The 16,979-nt window shown below is 23.3% G+C and carries 17 protein-coding genes and 1 tRNA gene; 7 read left to right on the top strand and 11 right to left on the bottom strand.

From position 1 onward, the window contains the following. Positions 1–4 precede the first annotated feature (4 nt). Positions 5–790 carry an alpha/beta fold hydrolase gene (locus STAT_RS02510; protein WP_119305666.1) on the bottom strand — a complete coding sequence of 262 codons (786 nt, stop codon included), beginning with the start codon at positions 788–790 and terminating at the stop codon, positions 5–7. A gap of 120 nt (positions 791–910) precedes the next feature. On the opposite strand from STAT_RS02510, the gene STAT_RS02505 reads away from it, so the two are divergent. After that, positions 911–1,690, top strand: a complete 780-nt coding sequence (locus tag STAT_RS02505; RefSeq protein ID WP_119305665.1) for a type III pantothenate kinase — start codon at positions 911–913, stop codon at positions 1,688–1,690. Positions 1,691–1,711: 21 nt separating this feature from the next. Here the strand turns inward: STAT_RS02505 and STAT_RS02500 are convergent, their stop codons facing one another. The 7 genes from STAT_RS02500 to recG form a co-directional block, all read right to left on the bottom strand. Next, positions 1,712–2,119, bottom strand: coding sequence for an HIT family protein (locus STAT_RS02500; RefSeq protein WP_119305664.1), 408 nt, complete (start codon positions 2,117–2,119; stop codon positions 1,712–1,714). Then, complete coding sequence (greA, locus tag STAT_RS02495; RefSeq protein ID WP_119305663.1) at positions 2,112–2,594, bottom strand: transcription elongation factor GreA; 483 nt, start codon at positions 2,592–2,594, stop codon at positions 2,112–2,114. The genes STAT_RS02500 and greA overlap by 8 nt, the downstream gene beginning before the upstream one ends. A 375-nt stretch (positions 2,595–2,969) precedes the next feature. Further along, positions 2,970–4,286 (bottom strand): UDP-N-acetylglucosamine 1-carboxyvinyltransferase, encoded by a 1,317-nt coding sequence (murA, locus tag STAT_RS02490; protein WP_119305662.1) that lies wholly within the window; start codon positions 4,284–4,286, stop codon positions 2,970–2,972. A 42-nt stretch (positions 4,287–4,328) separates the two neighbouring features. Continuing rightward, on the bottom strand, positions 4,329–4,919 hold the full coding sequence (locus STAT_RS02485; protein WP_119305661.1) for a DUF4290 domain-containing protein: 591 nt from the start codon (positions 4,917–4,919) through the stop codon (positions 4,329–4,331). A gap of 10 nt (positions 4,920–4,929) precedes the next feature. Next, positions 4,930–5,934, bottom strand: a complete 1,005-nt coding sequence (locus STAT_RS02480; RefSeq protein WP_119305660.1) for a cation diffusion facilitator family transporter — start codon at positions 5,932–5,934, stop codon at positions 4,930–4,932. A gap of 9 nt (positions 5,935–5,943) precedes the next feature. After that, positions 5,944–8,127, bottom strand: a complete 2,184-nt coding sequence (locus STAT_RS02475) for an ATP-dependent helicase (RefSeq protein WP_119305659.1) — start codon at positions 8,125–8,127, stop codon at positions 5,944–5,946. A gap of 2 nt (positions 8,128–8,129) precedes the next feature. Next, positions 8,130–10,211, bottom strand: a complete 2,082-nt coding sequence (gene recG, locus STAT_RS02470; protein ID WP_119305658.1) for an ATP-dependent DNA helicase RecG — start codon at positions 10,209–10,211, stop codon at positions 8,130–8,132. A gap of 62 nt (positions 10,212–10,273) precedes the next feature. Here recG and STAT_RS02465 point away from each other — a divergent pair. From STAT_RS02465 to ribD, 4 genes are all read left to right on the top strand, one after another. Next, positions 10,274–10,348 (top strand) — tRNA-Val (locus tag STAT_RS02465). A 22-nt stretch (positions 10,349–10,370) separates the two neighbouring features. Further along, entirely contained in the window at positions 10,371–10,568 is a 198-nt protein-coding gene (gene rpsU / locus STAT_RS02460; RefSeq protein ID WP_119305657.1) for a 30S ribosomal protein S21, read from the top strand. A gap of 16 nt (positions 10,569–10,584) precedes the next feature. Next, positions 10,585–11,349, top strand: coding sequence for a shikimate dehydrogenase family protein (locus STAT_RS02455; protein ID WP_119305656.1), 765 nt, complete (start codon positions 10,585–10,587; stop codon positions 11,347–11,349). Continuing rightward, the gene (gene ribD / locus STAT_RS02450; protein WP_119305655.1) at positions 11,346–12,374 is read left to right on the top strand and encodes a bifunctional diaminohydroxyphosphoribosylaminopyrimidine deaminase/5-amino-6-(5-phosphoribosylamino)uracil reductase RibD; all 1,029 of its coding nucleotides are present in this window, start codon (positions 11,346–11,348) and stop codon (positions 12,372–12,374) included. Before STAT_RS02455 ends, ribD begins: the two co-directional genes overlap by 4 nt. Here ribD and STAT_RS02445 read toward each other — a convergent pair. Further along, a complete protein-coding gene (locus tag STAT_RS02445; RefSeq protein ID WP_119305654.1) occupies positions 12,371–13,420 on the bottom strand; it encodes an acyl-CoA reductase in 1,050 nt (349 codons plus the stop codon). The two genes, ribD and STAT_RS02445, sit on opposite strands and share 4 nt — an antisense overlap. A gap of 25 nt (positions 13,421–13,445) precedes the next feature. Here STAT_RS02445 and STAT_RS02440 point away from each other — a divergent pair, with 25 nt between their 5' ends. Both STAT_RS02440 and STAT_RS02435 read left to right on the top strand, forming a co-directional pair. Beyond that, a complete protein-coding gene (locus STAT_RS02440; protein ID WP_119305653.1) occupies positions 13,446–13,781 on the top strand; it encodes a 4Fe-4S dicluster domain-containing protein in 336 nt (111 codons plus the stop codon). A 7-nt stretch (positions 13,782–13,788) separates the two neighbouring features. Continuing rightward, complete coding sequence (locus tag STAT_RS02435; protein WP_244273554.1) at positions 13,789–14,487, top strand: uracil-DNA glycosylase; 699 nt, start codon at positions 13,789–13,791, stop codon at positions 14,485–14,487. 17 nt (positions 14,488–14,504) lie between these two features. On the opposite strand, the gene lpdA is transcribed toward STAT_RS02435, so the two are convergent. Together lpdA and STAT_RS02425 are read right to left on the bottom strand one after the other, a co-directional pair. After that, the gene (gene lpdA, locus STAT_RS02430) at positions 14,505–15,926 is read right to left on the bottom strand and encodes a dihydrolipoyl dehydrogenase (RefSeq protein WP_119305651.1); all 1,422 of its coding nucleotides are present in this window, start codon (positions 15,924–15,926) and stop codon (positions 14,505–14,507) included. Between the two features lie 68 nt (positions 15,927–15,994). Next, the gene (locus STAT_RS02425) at positions 15,995–16,969 is read right to left on the bottom strand and encodes a deoxyhypusine synthase family protein (protein ID WP_119305650.1); all 975 of its coding nucleotides are present in this window, start codon (positions 16,967–16,969) and stop codon (positions 15,995–15,997) included. Positions 16,970–16,979 lie beyond the last annotated feature (10 nt).

Raw genomic sequence — 16,979 nt, 5'->3', positions numbered from 1 at the left:
TATTTCAAAAATGTGAAAAATCTATAAAATTTTCTAATATTTTTATAATTTCTTTAGGTTTTTCTATGTGTCCCATATGACCTGTAGGTATAGCAACAAAATAAATTTTATTTCCATTTTTAGTTTCTTCATAATTTTTTTTTATATCAAGAACTCTATCGTATAACCCAGATATATATAGTTTTGGAAATTTAGTTGTTCTTAGTAAGAATGTCCTATCTTTTCGAATTGCCATTCCTTTTAAAAAAGAAATAATACTTTGAATATTAGTATTTGAAGCTATGTTTTTTATAAAACTAATTTCTTTTTGTAAAGAAGATAATTTTTCATAATGGAATAATTTTTTTACACTTTTGGATATAAATAATGGATAATGATGGATTGCTAATTGAATCGATTGAATTCTATTTTTTTTTTTTTCTAATGTATCTGATTTTGTCGTAGAATGAAGTAAACATAACCCCAAAAACATTTCTGGATATTTTTCTGCCATAGCTAAAGCCACATATCCACCCATAGAATGTCCTATAAAAATAGCTTTTTTTATATTTTCTTTTTTTACAATTTTTTTTACAATTTCTGCTGTTTTTTCCATTGTAAAAACTATATTTTTTTTTTCTAATGTGAAAATACTTTTTCCATGACCCGGAAAGTCAATTGAAAGAATTTTATATTTATTAGGAATTTTACTATTATATAAAAAATTCCATATTTCTAAACTTTCCATAAATCCATGTAATAATACTATAGGAATTCCTTTTCCTTTTATTTTATAAAATATGTTAGTCATTACTATAAAATAAAATAAAAAATACTTTTATAAAATTATATAAAAACATTTATATTTTATATTATGAATTATATGATTTATAATACGTTTTTATCCAAAATTATGAAAATATAGTGAATCATGTTATTAATAATAAATATTGGAAATTCTAATCTTCATTTCGGAATATTTAATAGTAATTCTGATTTAAAATGTAATTGTTCGTGGAACATAAATACTATCCCACATAAATCGATAGATGAATATGTTTTTATATTTAGAGATATATATCGTAAATATGATATTTTTTCTAAATTTAGAATACAAAATATTATTATTGGATCAGTTGTTCCTTCTCTTACAAACATTATAAAACAATCTTTATATGAAATACATAAAATAGTACCGATTATTGTCGATAGAAAAACCGCTTCTCCTATAAAACATTATTCTCATCAATTAGGTACAGATTTATATGCTAATGCTATAGCTGCATATACACTATACAAGAGTAAAAATTATTCTTTTTTTTTGGTAGTGGATTTTGGTACTGCATTAAGTTTTACTTGTATAGATAAATGTGGAAATCTTCAAGGTGTTATCATTGCTCCGGGCGTTAATAGTTCTTTAAAGGCTTTAATTGAAAATACATCTCTATTATCAAATATAGAATTAAAAAAACCTCCTAGTATATTAGGATACTATACAGAAAGATGTATTCAAAGTGGAATTATATATGGATACTTAAGTATGGTTGAAGGATTAATAAATAGGGTAAATCAAGAATTGAAAACGAATTGTTTTGTTATTACTACCGGAGGTTATTCTCATATATATACACCTTTAACAAAAAAAATTCATATAATAGATAAATTTCATACTATGAAAGGATTAAAGATGCTATTTCATTGGAATTATTAAAATAATAATATAAATTTTTGTTTATATTTTCCGAATAGAATTTTTTATTTTTTCTGACAAAAATTTAAAATTTTTTGAAGATAAAACTATTCTTTTTTTTGAAAAATTACCATCACTTTCTTTATCCATAGGAATTAAATGAATATGAACATGAGGAATTTCAAAACCCATAACAAATATGCCTACACGATTGCAAGGAATAACTTTTTCTATTCCTAGAGCTATTTTTCTTGTAAAATACATAATAGAGATAAATTCTTTTTCTGAAAGAGAAAAAATTTTATCTCTATTACTTTTTTTTGAAATAACCAAAGTATGACCTATTTTTATAGGATGAATATCTAAAAAAGCTAAATGATCAGAATTTTCCGCTACTTTATAAGCTAAAATTTCATTGTGAATTATTTTTTGAAATATATTTTTATTCATTAAATGCTATTTCTAAAATTTCATAATCAAGTATCATTTTATTAGGTAACTTAATATGAGCAATTTCTCCTACTTGTTTTCCGAGTAATCCTGTTGATATAGGAGTATTTATAGAAATTTTTCCAGATTTTAAATCTGCTTCTCCTTCTGGAACTAAAGTGTATATTTGTTCTCCTCCATAGGTTAAATTTTTTATTCTTACTGTAGAAAGAATAGAAACTCTAGTTCTATTAATTTGTGATCCATCTATAATTCGTGAATTAGATAATTTTTTTTTTAATTTAGCTATATTCATTTCTAAAAAACCTTGAGCTTCTTTTATTGCATCATATTCTGCATTTTCTGATAAATCTCCTTTATCTCTAGCTTCCGCTATTTGCATGGATATTTTTGGACGTTCTATATTTTCTAATCTTTCTATTTTTTTTTGTAATTTTTCTAATCCTTCTTTAGTTATATATTCAAATTTTTCCATAATTTTTCAATTTTTTTCTGATCTTTTTCATTCAATTTATCTATTTAGATGATATCATAAAGTTATATGATTTTGAAATAACACATATTTATTTCATACACAACAAAAAAATTTCATTTTTTTTTTGCAATATTTTTAATAAATGATATTACATTTTGATTAAATTAAAATTACGAATTTTTGTGTTGATATATGATGTAATAAAATAAAAGGAATTAAGGTTTATAGATAGATTATCTTTTTTAAATTAAAATTTTCTATTTATTCTTGGATAAGGATTATAAGTAAAGTAAATTGTAAATTATTATATATATTATATAATAGTGTATAAGATTCGTTTTTTTTATGTTTTTGATTAATTTTGTAATAAATTTATTATGTTGTTCTTAGGATATCAGCTCCTAAAAACCGTAATCTTTCGTCTATATTTTCATATCCTCTATCTATTTGTTCTATATTTTGAATAATACTGGTTCCTTTAGCAGAAAGAGCAGCTATAAGAAGAGATATTCCTGCTCTAATATCTGGAGAATTTAATAGAGAACCTCTAAGAGGAGATTTATGATTTAATCCTATAACAGTAGCTCTATGAGGATCACATAATATGATTTGAGCTCCCATTTCAATAAGTTTGTCTACAAAAAACAATCGACTTTCAAACATTTTTTGATGAATTAGAACGCTTCCTTTAGCTTGAGTAGCTACTACAGTTAAAATACTTAATAAATCTGGAGTCAATCCAGGCCATGGAGCATCAGATATTGTTAATATTGCATTATTTAATGATTTTTTAATTTGATAAGATTCTTGGGATGGTATATAAATATTATCTTTATCTTTTTCTAGTTTAATTCCCATTTTATGGAATATATTAGGAACGATTCCTAAATTTTTCCAACTTACATTTTTAATTTTAATTTCAGAACAAGTAATAGCAGCTAATCCTATCCAGCTACCTATTTCTACCATATCAGGTAATATGGTATGTTTTTTACAACCTCCTAATTCTTTGACTCCAATTATATTAATTAAATTAGATCCTATTCCTTTAATTTTAGCTCCCATTTTATTTAACAATTTGCATAATTGTTGAATATAAGGTTCACAAGCAGCATTATAAATAGTTGTTTTTCCTTTAGCTAAAGTAGCGGCCATAATGATATTGGCAGTTCCTGTAATAGAAGCTTCTTCCATTAAGATATATTTTCCATTCAAATTTTTTTTATGTACCCGTAAGTCAAAATATTGACATTCATTATCATAATGAATATTACTTCCTAATGATTTTAATCCTTTTAAATGCGCGTCTAAAGATCTTCTGCCTATTCTATCTCCTCCAGGTATCGGAATACAAACTTTTCCAAATCTAGCAAGTAAAGGTCCTGCAATCATAATTGATCCTCTTATGGATTTTCCATACTCCCGAAATTTTTTTGTATTTAAATATTCAATATTTATATTTTTCGCTTGGAAAGTATAATCTCCAATTCCATTTTTTTTTACTAAAACACCTAAATCTTTTAGAATTTTTATTAAACATTTAATATCTTCTATTTCTGGAATATTTTTAATTCTCAATTTTTCTGAAGTAAGTAATACGGCACATAATACTTGTAAAGATTCATTTTTAGCGCCTTGTGGTTGAATTTCTCCTTTTAAAGGAATACCTCCTTTTATTTTAAAAATTCCCATTTCAATTCCATTATAATGATTTAAAACTAAATTATATTTTATTTAGTATTTTTCTTTTTTTCTATATCTCATAATATGAGAGCATTGTAATAATGGATCTGTATTTTTCATTAAACATATTTTTCCTTTTGAAAGTTCTTTTAAATCGTTAAAAATAACGTCATCTTCCACCATATTTTTATTCCATCTTAGATAATTTTTTTTCATTGTATTAGCAATAGCATAAAATAATCCTTCTTTTTTTTGTGTATCCTTACAACGTATTGCTGCATCTATCATGTTTCTTATGATCTTTCCGTAATATCTAAAATTAGTTAGATATTTTGGATATACTACTTTTCTACAAAAACTTATTCTATAGGGTTCTTTGGTATTTGGTTTAGGAAAAGGAGTATCAATGTCTAATTGATATTTAGACATAATAAATAGTTGATTCCATAATTTATGTTGAAAATAAGGAATAGATTTTTGAAATTTAGGATGAATAGAACTTGTCATTAATTTAATAATTCCCCATGCACAACGATTTCTTTTTTTTCTATTTTTTATTTGTATAGCATAATCTATCATTTTATGAATATTTCTTCCATATTCTGGAATAACCAGTTTGAGACGATTAGTGTTGTATTCCATAATTTTTATTTTAAAGTTTAGTATTATTGTTATAATAAGATGTTTTATCTAAAGTCCAAAAAATTTTTTTTTTAAAAAGGTTTTTTCTTTCTTTACAAGAATGGTTCAAACAAAATATACAATGGTTATTGGAACAGGCGTCAATGTGAACCGATAATTCTACTTTAAATCCAAATTCATTTTTAGTTAATTGATTTAATTTTTTTATTTCTTGATTCGCTTCTTTTATATTAAAAAACCATGGAACAGTTAAATGACAATCAATATGTAATGCACTTCCATATTTAATAATTTTTAAATGATGAAAATCAATCCAATAAATATCTCTATTTTTATTGAGATAAAAAGATAATTTTCTTAAAAGTTTTTTATCAGACTCATCCATAATTCCAGCTGTAGCCTTTCTTAATAATTTAAAACCTGTATATAAAATTAAGGATGAAAAAATAATAGAAATAACAGGATCAATCCATACACATTTAGTAATATTTAGTAAAACTAATCCTACAACTATACCAAAAGTAGAATATGTATCGATTTGAAGATGTTTTCCACTAGCTATTAATATCAAAGCTTCATTTTTATGTCCTATTTTACAAGCTAAAAATCCTAACAAATAATTAATAATTCCAGTAAAGGACATTAAAAAAATACCATAATCCAATCTTGATAAAAAAATTTCATGCATATTCCATTTAATACGTATTAAAGTATTTATAAAAATACTAATTCCTATTATAGAAATTAAAATACCTTCTATTGCCGTTGATATAAATTCTATTTTACCATGTCCATATGGATGATTTTTATCCTTAGGGATAGATGATATATAAAGACTACATAACCCAATAAAACCACTAATAATATTAATCAAACTTTCCATGGCATCACTAAATATAGAAACTGAAGAAGTAATATGCCATGTAATTAATTTTACAAAAAATAAAATAACCGCCACAAGACAAATTATTTTTTGAAAATAAAAAATTAAATTAATTTTTTTTGAATCATTCATAAATTGTTATTATGAGGAAATAACAAGTTTATCTAGTTTTATAAAAATTCTTTTTTTTCCTGATTGTTGAAATTTTATTAAGGCTATTTGATTTTTATTTTGTAATTCTAAAATAATTCCTAACCCAAAATTTTTGTGAAAAACTTTTACACCTTTTTTTATTTTTAGATATTTAGAATTTTCGAAATTTTTATTATTATAATGATTTTCATCATGATGAAGATGATTCAAAGAATAAATTTTTTTTTTCTCTAATAGATGTTTATGATGATTTTCTATATTGATTATATCAATGAAATTTTTATTCATTTCGTTAATAAAACGACTAGGAAGATTTTCTTTTTTTTCCCCCCATATAAATCTATGTTTTGCATAAGTAAGTATTGCTTTGTCTTTAGCTCGAGTTAAAGCAACATAAAATAAACGACGTTCTTCTTCTATTTTAAGTGAATTTAAAGTGCTTGATTTTGAAGGAAATAAATTTTCTTCTAATCCTGCGATAAAAATAATAGAAAATTCTAAACCTTTGGATAAATGAATTGTCATTAATGAAACTTTATTTTTTTCATTTTCTTTATAATCAATATTTTCATGTTTTTCCAAATAAAAACATTGTAAAAAACCAAATAGACTCGTATTTCCTTTATTTTTTAATTTTTTTTGTTCTTCAACATATTGAAATATATATTCGAGTATAAATTGAAAATCTTCATTTTTATAATTAAAATAATTTTGTTTTGTAAAAAAATCTATTACATTTTTTGCTATAACATATGCATCCTCTTGTTTTACATTAATACGTAATTTTTCTATTGTAAGAATTAACTTTATAAAGTTATTTTTTATTTTATTATTTATTTTTAATAAGGATTGATAATCTTCAATATTTTGTATTATACTATAAATTGTAATTCCTTTTTCTTTAGATAAACTTAATATATTTTTTATTGTTCTTTGATTTCTTTTTTTTAAAATACGTAATAAAGATTCTTCATCATTTGGATTTATAATTAGTCTAAGATAAGCTAATAAATCTCGAATCTCCTTTCGGTTTTCAAATGAAATAGATCCATATATGTGATATGGAATATTTTTTTTTTTGAGTGAATATTCTATAAGATGTGACTGTATATTTGTTCTGTAAAGGATAGCAAAATTTTCAAATTTCAAATTTTTTTTTTTTTTTATTGAAAGAATAGAAGAGGCAATATATTGTGCTTCTTCTTCTTCAGAAGAAGCACAATATATTTTTATTTTTTCTCCTTTTTCATTGTTTGTCCATATTTTTTTTAAAATTTGATTTTTATTAAAAGAAATAATATTGTTAGAAGCTTGCACAATATGATTAGTAGAACGATAATTTTGTTCAAGACGAAAAATTTTTGCATTTTTATAATCAAGATGAAAATTTAAAATATTTGAAATATTAGCACCTCGAAATCCATAAATACTTTGAGCATCATCTCCTACTGCAAAAATATTTTTATGTTTAGAAACTAATTTTTTTACAATAATATTTTGAGATAAATTTGTATCTTGATATTCATCAATTAATATATATTTAAATTTTTTTTGATATTTTTTTAGTACATCTGGAAAATAAAAAAACAAATGGTTAGTATAAAGCAATAGATCGTCAAAATCTAATGCGTTTGCTTGAAAACAACGTTTTGTGTAATCTTCATATATTTTAGTAAAATATTCTAATTTTTTGTTTTTAAATTTCTCTTTATATAATAGACTATACAAATTATTTTTATATTCAGATATTTTCTTTTTTATTTGTTTATAATTCAAAGAATTGTTTATATTGTTTATGTCTTTTAATATTTTTTTTATAACATTTTCTGAATCTTTTTGATCATAAATTGTATAATTTGATTTAAAACCTAACCAATGAGATTCTTTTCTTAGAATACTGGAAAATATAGAATGAAAAGTACCCAATGTTATTTGATCAAAATCTGATTGATCCATTATCATATTGGAAATTCGATTTTTCATTTCTTTAGCAGCTTTTTTTGTAAAAGTCAAAACCAATATATTAGAAGGAGATATTCCTATATTTTGAATCATATGAACGACACGATGTGTAATAACACGAGTTTTTCCCGATCCTGCTCCAGCAAGAACTAATATAGGTCCGTTAACAGTTTCTATAATTTTTCGTTGAAAAATATTCAGAGAATTCATTATTATTGCTTGTTTTTTTTTAAAAATTTTTCATTTATTTTTTTGTAATATTCATAAAAAATATTTTTTGTATTTTTTAAAAAATCAGGATTTTTATGAAAAAAAATTTTAGCAATTGGAAAAACTTCTTTTATTAATTTATAATCTTCTATTAAATCTACTATACGAAAATAATTTTTTCCACTTTGTTTAGTTCCTATTAAATCTCCACCACCACGTAATTTTAAATCTTCTTTAGCAATTTCTAATCCTTTGTTTGTTTCACACATTTTTTTGATTCTAAAAAAACCTTCTATACTAATTTTTTTATCCGTAATAAGAATACAATAACTTTGATGTTTCCCTCTACCCACTCTTCCTCTTAATTGATGTAATTGAGATAATCCAAAAAAATCTGCATTTTCTATTAAAATTACTGAAGCGTTAGGTACATTTATTCCTACTTCTATAACTGTAGTAGCTATTAAAATTTTTGTTTCTCCACGTAAAAATCGACTCATTTGTATATTTTTTTCTTGGAAACTCATTTTACCATGTAAAATTCCAATTTTATTTTCCAAATTTTTAAAATTTTTCCTAATTTCTTGATACCCTATCATTAAATTTTTATACTTTAAAGAAGTATTTATAGTAGGATATATAATGTAAATTTGTCTTCCTATTGACACTTGATTTTTTAAAATTTTAAAAACTCGATCTTTATCTTTACTCAAAAAATGAATAGTTTTAATAGGTTTTCTACCTAAGGGTATTTTTCTTATGATAGAAATATTCAAATCATGGTAAATAATTTTTGCTAATGTTCTAGGAATAGGTGTAGCTGTCATAATTAGAATATGAGGAGTTTTATTATTCTTTTTCCAAATTTTTTCTCTTTGTTCTACTCCAAAACGTTGTTCTTCATCTATTATTACTAATCCAAGATTCCGAAATTGAACTTTATCCTGAATTAAAGAATGTGTTCCTATTACAATAGATATTTTTCCTATTAACATTTCATGATAAAGAGATTTCCGTATGGAATTAGAAATAGAACTCGTTAATAAACCAATTTTAATTCCAATTTTAGAAAACATTTTTTTTATACAAGAATAGTGTTGTATGGCTAAAACTTCAGTAGGAGCCATTAAACAAGATTGAAATCCATTATCCAATGCAATAAGCATTGATAATATAGCTATGATGGTTTTTCCACAACCAACCTCTCCTTGTAATAATCGATTCATTTGAATAGGTTTTTTCAAATCATTCCATATTTCTTTAAATACTTTTTTTTGTTCTTCCGTTAAAGTAAAAGGAAGAAAATTTTTGTAAAAATTATGAAAATTCTTTCCTAATTTTGTAAAAGGATAACTGTATGTTATTTTTTTTTTAGATAAAAAAAATAATTTTAATAAGAATAACTCTTCAAACTTTAACGAATATTGCGCTTGCAATAAAAAAGCTAAAGATTCTGGAAAATGAATTTGAACTAAAGCTTTTTTTCTTGACATCAATTTTTTATTTATAAAATCTTGAAAACAAAATTCATCTATATTATTTTTTAATTCTTTTATAAGATTTTGTAATAAATTGATCATAAAAAAATTATTTATTCCTTTTTCTTTTAAATTTTTTGGTATAGGATATACAGGAAATATAGAATAATTATTTACTGAAGAATGGAATTTTTCAATATTTGGATGAATAATTTGAATTTTTTTTTGAAAAGACTGAACTTTTCCAAAAACTATAACTGTAATATTTTTTGTTATATTTTTAAAAAAATTTGTTTTTTGAAACCAAATTAATTCGATAAAACCTGTTTTATCTTCAAGATGTGCTATTAATATTTTTCTTTTTTTATTCTTATAGTTTTTTTCTTCAATTTTAGTTATTTTTCCTAATATTTTTACAAAATTATTATCATAATTTGATAATTCTGATATATTTTTTAATATAGATAAACGTTTATATCCTTTAGGATAAAAAAAAAGTAAATCTTCATATGTGTAAAGTTTTAGTTCAGTGTTAAATAAATAAGCTTTTTTTAAACTTAATCCTTTTAAATATTTTATAGATTTTTTTAGAATATTACAGGACATAATAAAAAATAAATTATAATCTATTTATATACCAAAAAATACTTAATTTTATTGGTTTTAAAGGACATTTAGCTCAGTTGGTTTAGAGCGCTACTTTGACGGAGTAGAGGTCATCGGTTCAAATCCGATAATGTCCACAATTAAATAAATAAATTTTTTATGATCTTAATTACCACTGTTAGAGAAGGAGAATCAATTGATAAAGCTTTAAAAAAATCTAAAAAAAAATTTGATAAAACTCGTATTTTAAAAGAGTTTAGAGAAAGACAACAATATATAAAACCTTCTGAAGGAAGAAGAAATGAAATATTGAGAGCAATACATAGAGAACGTATGAAATTGAGAAAAGAAGAATAAACTTTATATTTTTTTTATGACATATAAAAAAATAAAAATTTATGGTCTAATAGGAAAAGACATTAAATATTCTTTTTCTAGGAAATTTTTTTCAGAAAAATTCAAACAGGAATCTATTTTCAATACAAATTATGAAATTTTTGATATTCCCAAAATAGAAGATGTATCATTTATATTTCAAAATCCTTATTTTAAAGGATGTAACGTAACGATTCCTTATAAAACAAAGATTATTCCTTTTCTTACTAAAATTATGCCAGAAGCAAAATCTATAGGATCTGTAAATGTAGTAAAAGTTATTAATAAATGTACAATTGGATTTAATACAGATATTTTAGGTTTTGAGAATTCTTTTAAAAAGAAATTTCAAGAAATTAAAAATAAAAAAAATTTTAAAGCATTAATTTTAGGAACTGGAGGGGTTTCTAAAACAATTTCATTTGTTTTAGAAAAATTAAAAATTCCATATCAATATGTTTCTAGAAAAAAAAATAGAGGTTTTTTAGTTTATGAAGATATAAATGAAAATTTATTGAACAAATATAAAATTATTATAAACTGTACTCCTTTAGGGACATATCCTAATATCGATTTATGTCCATTTTTACCTTACCAATATATTTCTTCCGAACATTATTTTTATGATCTTGTTTATAATCCCAAAAAAACTTTATTTCTAAAAAAAGCAGAAGAAAAGGGGGCGTTAATTAAAAATGGATTAGAAATGTTCTATCTTCAAGCTGAAGAGTCTTGGAAAATATGGAAAAATAATACTTCATGAAGTATAAAGAAATTTTTATGAAAAGAGCAATACAATTAGCTAAAAATGGATTAGGATTTACTTCTCCAAATCCTATGGTTGGATGTGTAATAGAGAGAAATGGTTTTGTTTTATCAGAAGGATGTCATTATAAAAAAAATATATATCATGCCGAATTTATAGCTATTAATAATATTAAAAATAAACATTTATTTTTTAATTGTACTTTGTATGTTACATTGGAACCATGTATTCATTTTGGAGAAACCGCACCTTGTGTTGATTTGATAATTAGAAAAAATATACCAAAAGTAGTAATAGGAATACAAGATTCTTGTGAAAAAGTAAAAGGATTAGGAATAAAAAAATTAAGAAAATATGGAATTGAAGTTATAGAAAATGTATTGGTAGATCAATGTCGAATTTTAAACAAACGTTTTTTTACTTTTTACGAAAAAAAACGTCCTTATATTATATTGAAATGGGCACAAAGTAATGATGGATTTATCTATTCAAAAAAAATAAAAAATAATTGGATTAGTGGAATATACGCTAGACAATTAAATCACAAATGGAGATCTGAAGAAGATGGAATTTTGGTAGGAAGAAAAACTGTATTAAATGATAATCCCAAGTTAAATGTTAGAAGATGGTTTGGTAAAAATCCTATTAGAATTTTTATTGATAAAAAATTAAATATTTCTAATTCTCATTTCATTTTAGATGGATCTCAACATACTATTGTATTTACAAATACAAATAAAAAAAATCAAAAAAATATAGAATACATTCAGATTTCTTTTAAAGAAAATATAATCTATCAAATATTGAATTTTTTGTATAAAAAAAACATCTTATCCTTAATAGTAGAAGGAGGAAAAAATACCTTAGAAAACTTTATAAAAGAAAATCTTTGGGATGAATGTCGTATTTTTGTATCTAAAATTGTATTAAAAAATGGATTAAAAGCACCTGAAATAGGAGGTTTTATATCTAAAGAGATGAATTTAGATAAAGATAAATTTATCATTAAATTACAAAACTAAAATAAAAATTGGATTGTATCAATTTCATCTGCATAATTTTCTAATTTTGGATACTGTGTTTTTCCAAAAAATATTTCTTTTTCTAAGAAATTATTAGAAACAATACACTGTATATCATTTTGATTTTCTAAAATTATTTTTTTTAATTGATTTATATTTTTATAAAACTCATAATAAACCACAGATATTGGACTATAATATTTTTCTTCCTCTTTTAAAATAAGAAAATGATTTTTTTGAAAAGAAACACTATTCATAGTGTATATAGATAGATAATATTTATAATTATTTGTATATTTTTGATTGTTTGTAATATATTCGGATATAAAAGATTGTTCTAAAATTCTATGAACATTATAATTATGAGGAATAAATATTTTTCCTACATTTCTACATCCCCTTCCCGAATAAGTTAACATGTCTTTATTTAAAAGGATTAATTCCTTTTTAGTTTCATTTCCTTGTAAAACGGCTATAGAAGTTCTACTTTTTCTGAGTAAAATAGGAAATTTTCTAAAATAATATTCAAAGTAACGATATGTGTTATTGTTTCCTGTAGCTATTACGTAATCAAATTTTTCACGAAAAATATTATTTGTAAATTTTATTTTATTTTTTAATATAGGTTTTTCATGTATTATTATTTTACATAAGAACGGAAGTAATAAATTATCTTCTTCAGATAATTTAATTATGATTTTATACCCTGATAAAATAACACACAAAAAATCATGAAATCCTACCATAGGTATATTTCCAGGCATAATAACAAGAATTTTTTTAGATTTTTTTTTTGAAAATGATATAAAAGAATATTTACTTATCCAAGATTCTAATTTCTCTTTTTTAAGAATCTTCCCCCATTGATCAAATGTTATTAATAGATCCTCTATTCTAAACCAACTATTTTCAATAGTTATTCTTTTAATAATTTTTAAAAAAGAAGAAAAAAATTTTTTGTTTTTTTTGGATAAATATTTATTATGTAAATAAAAATTTTTAACTTCTCTTAAAAAAGATCCTAATTTATCAAAAGTTTTAATCATCTTTTAATTTTCATTAAATTTAATAATGTCCATAAAAATTACAGAAGAATGCATAAATTGTGGAGCTTGTGAACCAGAATGTCCTAATCAAGCAATTTATGAAGGAGGAAAAAAATGGAGAATGTCAGATGGAACTTCCTTAGAAAATAAAAAAATATTAGATTCAACTATATTTCAGAAACCTAAGAAAAAAGATATATATTTCATTATTCCTGAGAAATGTACAGAATGTGTAGGTTTTTATAATCAACCTCAATGTATTATGATTTGTCCAGTTCAATGTTGTATTCCAGATCAAGAAAATTATGAAAATAAAGAAAAACTTCTTCAAAAGAAAATTTTTTTACATGAAAGTGACTGATTAATTTATGATGATTTTAGAAAAAGAATATAAAATTAATTTTAATTGGAATTCCTTATTAAATAAAGAATTCCATAAATCTTATTTTACAAAATTGTTAAATATTCTTAGAATAGAATATAATCATTTTATTTGTTTTCCTAAACAAGAAAATATATTTTCTTGTTTAAAATATTGTTCTTTTCAAAAATTAAAAGTTGTTATTATAGGTCAAGATCCTTATCATGGAGATAATCAAGCTGATGGACTTTGTTTTTCTGTTCCTAATGGAGTTCCTTTTCCTGCTTCACTAAGAAATATCTTTATAGAAGTGAATAATTGTTTGAATTTTTCTAAAAAAAATTTCTATCCTACTAGTGGTTCTTTAATTCATTGGGCAAAACAAGGAGTTTTATTATTAAATTCAGTATTAACAGTCAGAAAAAATTCTCCTTTATCTCACAAAAATATAGGATGGGAACTTTTTACGGATCAAATTATACGAAGTATTTCTGATCAAAAAAAAAATATTGTTTTCCTTTTATGGGGAAAATATGCTCAAAAAAAAATATATTTAATTAACTCTTTTCATGATCACTATGTTTTAAAAACTTCGCATCCATCTCCTTTTTCTGCTCATATGGGTTTCTTTGGTTCTAAACACTTTGAAAAAACCAATAATTTTCTAAAAAAAATAGGAAAAGCTCCTATCTTTTGGAAACATTAGCTTAATAAATAAAAACTTTACATATGCAAAGAACGATTTTCTAGATTTAGTAAAGCGGCTTCTTTGAATGATTCACTTAGAGTAGGATGAGGATGACATATTCTATATATATCCTCTGAAGAGGATTTAAATTCCATAGCCACAGATGCTTCCATAATCATATCAGATGCATGATCTCCAATAATATGAACGCCTAATATTTCATCTGTTTTTTTATTAGAAATCATTTTTAGAAACCCCTCTGTACAACCACTTATACGGGCTCTACCTAATATTTTCATTGGAAAGATTCCTATATTGTATTTTATTTTTTCTTCTTTAATTTCGTTTTCTGACCGTCCAATGCTAGCTACTTCAGGATAAGTATAAATTACTGATGGAATTAAATCATAATTTAATTCATTGGGTTTTTGTCCTACTATATGTTCTACTACATATAAACCCTCTTCTTCTGCCTTATGTGCTAACATTTTTCCACCTATTACATCTCCTATTGCATATATATTTTTTATAGAAGTTTGTAACTTATCATTTACAAGTATAAATCCTTTTTTATTTTTTTTAATGTTTATATTTTCTAAACCTAAATTTTTTGTATATGGTTTTCTTCCTATTGATAGGAGACAATAATCTCCTACAAATTTTATTTCTTTTCCGTTATGGTCTTTTACAAGAACAGATATTTTTTCATGACTTTCTCTAAATATATTAGAAACAGATAAAGAAGTTTCTATTTGAATAGAAGATTTTTCTAATATTTTTTTCATTTCTTGGCTTAAGGAATCATCCATGTTTGATATGATTTTATCCATAGTCTCTATAATAATAACTTTACTTCCTAATCTATTAAAAATAGAACCTAATTCTAATCCAATTATTCCCCCTCCAATTATGATTAATTTTTTTGGAATTTCTTTTAAATGAAAAGCTTCTGTAGAAGATATAATTCTATTTTTTATGTTAAAATTTAAATGAGATAAACATAAAGGTTTAGATCCTGTGGATATTATGCAGTATTGAAATTGAATTTCTTTTTTTTCTTTCAAAGATTTTCTATCTATTAGAAATAGAGTATTTTTATTTTTAAATGAACCGATTCCTTGATATAAATCAATTTTGTTTTTATTCATTAGATATTTTAATCCATTATTTATATTTTTTACTACTTCGTTTTTTCTATCCATCATTTTTTTAAAATCAAAAAATAATTTTTCAAAAAAAATTCCATGTGAAGAATAGTTATTTTTAGCTAATGAAAAATATTTAGAAGAATCTAAAAGAGATTTAGAAGGAATACAACCAACATTTAAACATGTTCCGCCTAATTCCTGGTATTTTTCTATAATAGCAGTACGAAGGCCTAACTGACTTGCTCTGATAGCGGATACATATCCTCCTGGTCCAGAACCTATAACAATAAGATCATAAATTTTTTTCATAATTAATTTTTATATATATATTTGAAATTCTATTTTTCTATAGAAATGTGATTCACATAATCAATAAATTACATATTTAATATATATGCAAAAATAAGCGGAGCAACTATGGTAGCGTCTGATTCAATAATAAATTTTGGAGTATCTTTATCTAGTTTTCCCCAAGTTATTTTTTCGTTTGGAATGGCTCCAGAATAAGATCCATAACTAGTTGTCGAATCAGAAATTTGACAAAAGTAAGACCAAAATGGGGTAGAATGAAAACCTATATCTTGAGATAACATGGGGACCACACAAATAGGAAAATCTCCTGATATTCCTCCTCCAATTTGAAAAAATCCTATCTTATGTTTGACAGATTCTTTTTGATACCATTTTGCTAAAAATATCATATATTCAATTCCATTTTTTACGAGAAAAGGTTGAAATATTTTTTTCATGCAATATGAAGAAAAAATATTACCAATCGTACTATCTTCCCATCCTGGAACTATTATGGGAATATTTTTTTTAGCTGCAGCTAACACCCAACTATCTTCCGAATCTATATCGTAATAGGGTTTTAAAATATTTTCTAATAATAATTGATAAATATATTCATGAGGAAAATAACGTTCAGATTTCTCTTGGGCTCTTGTCCATATTTTTAATATATGTTTTTGTAATTTTTTAAAAGCTTGTTCTTCTGGAATACAAGTATCAGTTACTCTATAATAACCTTTTTTTAAAAAATCTTCTTCTTCACCAGGAGTTAAATCTCTATAGTTAGGTATTTTTTTGTAATGAGAATGAGCTATTAAATTCAACAAATCTTCTTCTAAATTTGCACCTGTACAAGAAATAATATGAATTTTATCTTTTCGTATCATCTCAGACAATATTTTTCCTAATTCTGCAGTACTCATAGCACCTGCTAGTGTTACCATCATCTTTCCATCATTTTGAATATGATATTTATATGCTTTAGCTGCTTCTGATAAAGTTAAAGCATTAAAATGAAGAAAGTATTTTTTAATAAAAGAAGTAATAGGAGAGTCTTTCATAATTTTTATT

Source organism: Blattabacterium cuenoti STAT (assembly GCF_003573915.1).
Lineage (GTDB): Bacteria > Bacteroidota > Bacteroidia > Flavobacteriales > Blattabacteriaceae > Blattabacterium > Blattabacterium cuenoti_A.
The sequence above is the reverse complement of the archived record's forward strand: the minus strand, read 5'-3'. Positions and strand labels throughout refer to the sequence as shown.